General features: G+C 69.7%; 6 protein-coding genes. 1 reads left to right on the top strand and 5 read right to left on the bottom strand.

Translation table 11 applies throughout. The annotated features are described in order from the left end of the window. Positions 1-86: 86 nt before the first annotated feature. Positions 87-932, top strand: coding sequence for a discoidin domain-containing protein (locus D7V93_RS35755; protein ID WP_244237705.1), 846 nt, complete (start codon positions 87-89; stop codon positions 930-932). A 41-nt stretch (positions 933-973) separates the two neighbouring features. On the opposite strand, the gene D7V93_RS35750 is transcribed toward D7V93_RS35755, so the two are convergent. The 5 genes from D7V93_RS35750 to D7V93_RS35730 all read right to left on the bottom strand — a co-directional run. Next, positions 974-1369, bottom strand: a complete 396-nt coding sequence (locus D7V93_RS35750) for a TFIIB-type zinc ribbon-containing protein (RefSeq protein ID WP_120613842.1) — start codon at positions 1367-1369, stop codon at positions 974-976. A 140-nt stretch (positions 1370-1509) separates the two neighbouring features. Then, on the bottom strand, positions 1510-2781 hold the full coding sequence (murA, locus tag D7V93_RS35745) for a UDP-N-acetylglucosamine 1-carboxyvinyltransferase (RefSeq protein ID WP_120647622.1): 1272 nt from the start codon (positions 2779-2781) through the stop codon (positions 1510-1512). A 27-nt stretch (positions 2782-2808) separates the two neighbouring features. Beyond that, positions 2809-3672: a peptide chain release factor N(5)-glutamine methyltransferase gene (prmC, locus tag D7V93_RS35740; protein WP_120647621.1), complete on the bottom strand. Its 864-nt coding sequence runs from the start codon at positions 3670-3672 to the stop codon at positions 2809-2811. Further along, positions 3669-4760 (bottom strand): peptide chain release factor 1, encoded by a 1092-nt coding sequence (gene prfA, locus D7V93_RS35735; protein WP_120613839.1) that lies wholly within the window; start codon positions 4758-4760, stop codon positions 3669-3671. Before prfA ends, prmC begins: the two co-directional genes overlap by 4 nt. A 283-nt stretch (positions 4761-5043) precedes the next feature. Next, on the bottom strand, positions 5044-6180 hold a 1137-nt coding region (locus tag D7V93_RS35730; protein ID WP_147451514.1), incomplete at its 5' end, for a CapA family protein.

Raw genomic sequence — 6180 nt, 5'->3', positions numbered from 1 at the left:
CGGGGCGCCGCGACAGCGTCCGGTGGCGACGGAAGGTGCGCACCCGGGCTGGAGCCCCGGGCCGGGGACGATCCAAGATGCGCCCCATGCGAAGCCTGTCCGTGGCCTCCCTCCTGCTCGTCTCCCCCTCCGTCCTCGCCGCCGCGCCGGCCGCGCCCGGGTATGCCCAGGCGGAAGCCTACGTGGACAAGGACTCGCGCCCGGAACACTACGCGCCCCTGAACCTGCTGGACGGCCGGGACACCACCACTTGGTGCGCGCAAGGGGAGAAGCCCGCGAACATCATCATCGGCTTCAAGGAGCCCGTCACCCTGGACGAGGTGCGCGTCTACACGGGCGACGGCACGTCCCGCGACGCCTTCAAGGCCAACGGCCGGGTGCGCAAGTTCACCCTCACCAGCGTGGAGGCATCGCGCAGCGTCACCGTGCAGGACAAGCGCGGCCTGCAGGCCGTGCCCCTGTCCCAGCCGCTGTTCGGCGCGCGCTTCGTCCTGGAGGTCGCCGACCGCTTCCCTGGCACGAAGGAGGACGCGCCGGTGTGCCTCACCGACCTCCTCCTCTACTCGGGGGGCAAGCCGCTCAACGCGCCCTCGCTCGCCACCCGCTTCAAGTACGACGCACGGGCGGCGCCGCTCCTGGGCACCTGGTTCGGTGGCCACGAGGGCGCCCCCGAGCGCTTCCTGTCCTTCTTCGTGGACGGCACCTGGCGCTTCTCGCTGGAGCCCCTGGAGACGCGCGAGCCCACCACGGTCGTCACCGGCACCTACACCGTGTCGGGCAACCGCGTGACGCTGGACATCCCCAAGAAGGGGCGCGTGCCGGTGACCTTCGCGCGGAGCGCCGTGGGGGAGGGCCCCAAGGCGTCCGCGTCACTCACCCTGGAGGGGACGCTCCCCGAGGAGTGGGGGAGCGACTTCCGCAGCCATCCCTGAAGCCGGGAAGCCGGCGCCCGGGACAGGGCCCGGGCGGCGGCCTAGATGGCGGCCCGGGTCTTCCGCTTCGAGTCGAAGTTGCGGAAGAAGGTGATGATCTTCTTCTCCGCCTCCTTGGCGTCGGCCGCGTCCGCGAACTCCGACTCCAGGAAGATGCCGCCGCACGACTCACAGGTGTCGTAGTGCAGGGGGTGCTGCCGGTCGCCACCGTCGACGCGAACCAGGTCGACCTGGCAGTCCGGGCAGTGTCCGGTCAGGGCCTCGGCGTCCATCTTGCCGCCCTGTCCCTCCAGCCCGAGCAGGTTGTTGTGCAGGAGGATCCGGTTGAGGTCCGCGACGTTGATCCACAGCCCGCCGCATTCTTTACATTCCCGCAACGTCTCGTGATCTCCCTCGAGATCAGTCATTTCGACGCTGCAACCAGCGGGGCAATCCATGGGGCGGCTCATTCTCCTGAAAAGGGGAGCGGTGCTCCCCGGTGAATGGAGAATGATAGGTCGCCCAAAAATTCGGATGCAACCCATCCCACCGCTTCTGTTGGCAACGCGCCGTCAACCAGCCCCCTGGGCTCGGGTGCTCAGGCCCGTTCCTTCACGCGGCGGATGTCCGCGCCCAGGCCCCGCAGCTTGCGCTCCAGGCGCTCGTACCCACGGTCCAGGTGGTAGACACGGCTGACCTCGGTCTGCCCGTCAGCCCGCAGGCCGGCCAGGATGAGGGACGCGCTGGCGCGCAGGTCGGTGGCCATCACCGGCGCCCCGCTCAGGCCCTTCACGCCCTTCACCACCGCCGTATGCCCCTGGATGGTGATGTCCGCGCCCAGCCGGTGCAGCTCCGGCACGTGCATGAAGCGGTTCTCGAAGATGTTCTCGGAGATGACCGACGTGCCGTGGCTCACCGTCATCAGCGCCATCAACTGCGCCTGCATGTCCGTGGGGAAGCCCGGGTGCTCCGTGGTGGTGATGTTCACGGACTTGAGCGTCTTGGGCGCCTTGCACCGCAGGCCGCCGCCCTCGGCGGTGATGGTGCAGCCCGCCTCGCGCAGCTTGTCGATGACCGCGTCCAGGTGCTCCGGCCGTGCGTGCTTCACCAGCACGTTGCCCCCGCTGATGGCCGCCGCCACCAGCAGCGTGCCCGCTTCGATGCGGTCCGGGAGGATGGCGTGGTCCACCGGGTTGAGGGACTCCACGCCTTCAATCGTGATGACGGACGAACCCGCGCCCTCCACCTTCGCGCCCATCTTGTTGAGCACCCGCGCCAGCTCCTCCACCTCCGGCTCGCGCGCGCAGTTCTCCATCACCGTGCGGCCCTTCGCGAGCACCGCCGCCATCATCACATTCTCCGTGCCCGTGACGGTGATGACGTCGAAGTTGACCGTGCCTCCCTTGAGCTGCTTCGCCCGGGCCTCCACGTACCCTTCGGTCAGGTGGATCTCCGCGCCCAGCGCCTTCAAGCCCTTCAGGTGCTGGTCGATGGGGCGCGCGCCAATGGCGCACCCGCCCGGCATGGACACGCGCGCCCGGCCGAACCTGGCCACGAGCGGCCCCAGCACCAGGACGCTGGCGCGCATCGTCTTCACCAGCTCGTAGGGCGCCTCCGGGGTGATGTCCCCGGTGATGCTGATTTCGCACGTGTCCGCCTTCTTGCCGGACAGCCGCGCGGCCTCGCACCCCATCGTGCGCAGCACCGCCAGCATCGTTTTGACGTCCGCGAGGTCCGGCACGTTGCGGAAGGTGTTGGTCCCATCCGCCAGCAGCGCGGAGGCGAGGATGGGCAGCGCCGCGTTCTTCGCGCCGGACACCTCCACCTCACCGTGCAGCGCGGTGCCGCCCTTCATGACGATCTTGTCCATGTCTCGTGTGCCTCACCCCTGCGGCCCTCAGGCCGCGGGCTGTGTCCCGAACGCCATGCGTTCTCGCCGTTCCAGGTCCTTCTCCACGCGCGCGTCCGCGTACCCCGCGGCGCGCAGGAGCTCCAGGACGGCGCTTCCCTGGGTCTCCCCCATCTCCAGTGCAAGCAGCCCGCCAGGTTCCAGCACCCGCCGGGCCCCCTGGATGACCCTCCTGAGCGCGACCAGGCCATCCGGCCCGCCATCCAGCGCCAGTCGGGGCTCGCGCCGCACCTCCGGGGACAGCCCGGCGATGTCGCCCGAGTCGATGTACGGCGGGTTCGACACCACCACCTGGAACCGCGCGTCCGGGGGCAGGGGGCTGAACAGGTCGCCCTGGAGCACCGTGACGCGCTCGCCCACGCCCAGCGCCTGGGCGTTCTCCTTCGCCAGCGCGCACGCGTCCGGGGACAAATCCGTGGCGAAGACGGTGGCCTGGGGGCGCTCGCCCGCCACGCTGATGGCGATGCAGCCTGAGCCCGTGCACACGTCCAGCACCCGCGAGGGCGCGTCCTTCGGCACCGCGTGCAGCAGCGCCTCCACCAGCAGCTCCGTCTCCGGCCGGGGGATGAGCACCCGGGCGTCCACCTTGAAGGGGCGGTTGTAGAACTCCTTCGTGCCCGTCAGGTAGTTGGTGGGCTCGCCCGCGAGCCGGCGTTCGATGAGCGCGCGGAACGCGGTGAGCTCCTCCTTCGCCAGGGGCCGGTCCAGGTCCACGTACAGGCGCACGCGGCCCGTCTTGAGCACGTGCGCGAGGAGGATCTCCGTCGTGAGGCGGGGTGCGTCCACCTGGCGCTTCTCGAAGTGCTGCGTCGTCCAGGTGAGGACCCGGCGGATGGTCCAGACGTCGCTCATGCTTCGCCGGAGGGGCGCCCGCTGCCCGTCTGCGCCTTGAGGGCCTCCGCCTGGTAGTGCGTGCGGCAGGCGGTGATGACCTCGTCCACGTTGCCCACCATGATGGCCGGCAGGTTGTGCACGGTGAGGCCGATGCGGTGGTCGGTGAGCCGGTCCTGCGGGAAGTTGTAGGTGCGGATCTTCTCGCTGCGGTCGCCCGTGCCCACCTGGCCCCGGCGCATGGAGTCGCGCTCGTTGCGGATGCGCTCCTGCTCCATGTCGTAGAGCTTCGCGCGCAGCATGCGCAGGGCCATGGCGCGGTTCTTCCCCTGACTCTTCTCCTGCTGGCACTTCACCACGATGCCGGACGGCTTGTGGATGAGGCGCACCGCGGAGTCCGTGGTGTTGACGCTCTGGCCACCGGCGCCCGTGGAGCGCATCACCTGCATCTCGATGTCCGCCGGGTTGATCTGCACGTCCACGTCCTCCGCCTCCGGCATCACCGACACGGTGATGGTGGAGGTGTGGATGCGCCCCTGCGTCTCCGTGGCCGGCACGCGCTGGACCCGGTGCACGCCGGACTCGTACTTGAGCTGGCTGAACACCGCGTCCCCGGAGAGCGTCACGGTGGCGTCCTTCACGCCGCCCGCGTTGCCCGCGCTCATGTCCAGGATGTCCGCCTTCCAGCCCTTGCGGTCGGCGTAGCGCAGGTACATCTGCATCACCTCTTCGGCGAAGAGGGCCGCCTCGTCGCCGCCCGCGCCCGCGCGGATCTCCAGGATGACGTTCTTCTCGTCATTGGGGTCCTTGGGCAGCAGGAGGATCTTCAGCGCCGCTTCCTGCACGTCGCGCTGTTCCTTCAGGCCGGGCAGTGACTCGCGCGCGTAGGCCTTCTCGTCCGGGTCGGAGCTGGACAGCCAGGCCTCCACCTCGGACAGGTCCGCCAGCACCTTGCGGTAGGCCCGGAACGTCTCCACGAGACGCTCCAGGGCGGCGCGCTCCTTGGACACCTTCTGGAGCTTCGCCGTGTCGGCGAGGATTTCAGGGTTCGACAGGTCAGCCGTGAGCCGCTCGAAACGGCGCTCGACCTCTTCCAATTTGTCAATCATGCGTGGGTCCCGGGGCGTCTTGCCCCTTTGGCCGCCCCGTGGCAAGGGCCGTGGCCGTCAAGGAAAACCTTGGCCGTCTGGGCATGGGCATGTAAGAACGCCCCCCGTCGCCGCCCGGTGCGGCCCGATTCACGCCCAACACGGAGCCTTCGATCATGCCTGCACAGAAGGGAAATCGTTCCAAGAAGAAGCTGGCCAACCGCGCCAAGACGCGGAAGGCGCAGCTGAAGCGCCGCCGCAACCGTTTCAAGCGCGGCCAGCGCAACAACAAGTAGCACCCAGGCTACTCCCCCCCTCGGACATTGGAGGAGGGGAGCGGCCGGGCCCCTGGCTCTCCGGGCTCTGGAGACGCCCCAGGCTCCAACGCCGGCAGCATCCGCTCCAGCCCCCGTCCCGGCTCCTGCGACGCGGTGCGGAGCAGTGTTATCACCCCTTCCGCCTCGGCACCCGTCACGGGCACCGGCTGGACGGGAAACTCCGGATAGCGGTCGGTCCTGAGCGGCAGCACGTCACTGGACAGATAGCCCGTCGGTGTAAAGCGCGCCCGCCACAGGACGCTGCGCTTGTCCCGGGGGTTCCAGTTCCCGCCGAACACGAAGTTGCCCAGCGAGTAGACCACCGGCGCGCCCAGGTACAGCTCCATGGACTGGAGCACGTGGGGGTGGCTGCCGAGCACCCCCGCCGCGCCCGCGTCGATGGCCGCGTGCGCCAGGCGCACCTGGTACGGCTCCGGGGTGGTGTTGCCCTCGATGCCCCAGTGGAAGAAGGGCAGCACCAGATCCGCCCGGGCCTTCGCGGCGGTGATGTCCTCGCGCAGCATCCGCTCCATCACCTCCACGTCGGAGAAGTGCCCGGCCACGCCCGGCGTCGTCTCCGTGGCGTAGACCTGGGGCGGCTCGATGTTGCGCGTGCCCAGGAAGAAGTAGCCCAGGAACGCGATGCGCAGGCCGCCCGCGGTGACGATGGCCGGGCGGCGCGCCTCGGCGAGGTTGCGCCCCGCGCCGAAGAAGGGGATGCGCGCGGCCTCCAGGGTGGTGAGCGTGTCCAGCAGCCCCTGCGCGCCGTAGTCCATCATGTGGTTGTTCGCGAGGCTCACCACGCCCACGCCGCCCGCGGTGAGCACGTTCACCAGCTCCGGGCGCGCGCGGAAGTTGAAGTTCTTGGGCAGCTTCTCCGTGCTGTCCGTGTACGGGCACTCCAGGTTCACGACGAACAGGTCCCCGGTGTCCGCGAAGGGCTTCACCTCGCGGAAGCCGTACGCGAACATCTCCTCGCGCGAGCGGCCCTTGCCCACCTGCTCGTCGAAGTACGTCTGGTAGTGGTGGCCCACCGTCACGTCGCCGCCGATGACGAGCGTCACCGGGCGGCCGGGCGCCAGGGCGGCGGGCGGCCCGGCGGGCTGAGCGGAGGTCCCCGGGGT

This window comes from Corallococcus llansteffanensis, from assembly GCF_003612055.1.
GTDB classification, from domain to species: Bacteria; Myxococcota; Myxococcia; order Myxococcales; family Myxococcaceae; genus Corallococcus; species Corallococcus llansteffanensis.
The sequence above is the reverse complement of the archived record's forward strand: the minus strand, read 5'-3'. Positions and strand labels throughout refer to the sequence as shown.

What these genes read in the sequence shown, in the direction of transcription:
- murA (WP_120647622.1), bottom strand. Translation starts at nt 2,781, where the DNA reads ATGGACAAGATCGTCATGAAGGGCGGCACCGCGCTGCACGGTGAGGTG.
- D7V93_RS35750 (WP_120613842.1), bottom strand. Translation starts at nt 1,369, where the DNA reads ATGGATTGCCCCGCTGGTTGCAGCGTCGAAATGACTGATCTCGAGGGA.
- prfA (WP_120613839.1), bottom strand. Translation starts at nt 4,760, where the DNA reads ATGATTGACAAATTGGAAGAGGTCGAGCGCCGTTTCGAGCGGCTCACG.
- prmC (WP_120647621.1), bottom strand. Translation starts at nt 3,672, where the DNA reads ATGAGCGACGTCTGGACCATCCGCCGGGTCCTCACCTGGACGACGCAG.
- D7V93_RS35755 (WP_244237705.1), top strand. Translation starts at nt 87, where the DNA reads ATGCGAAGCCTGTCCGTGGCCTCCCTCCTGCTCGTCTCCCCCTCCGTC.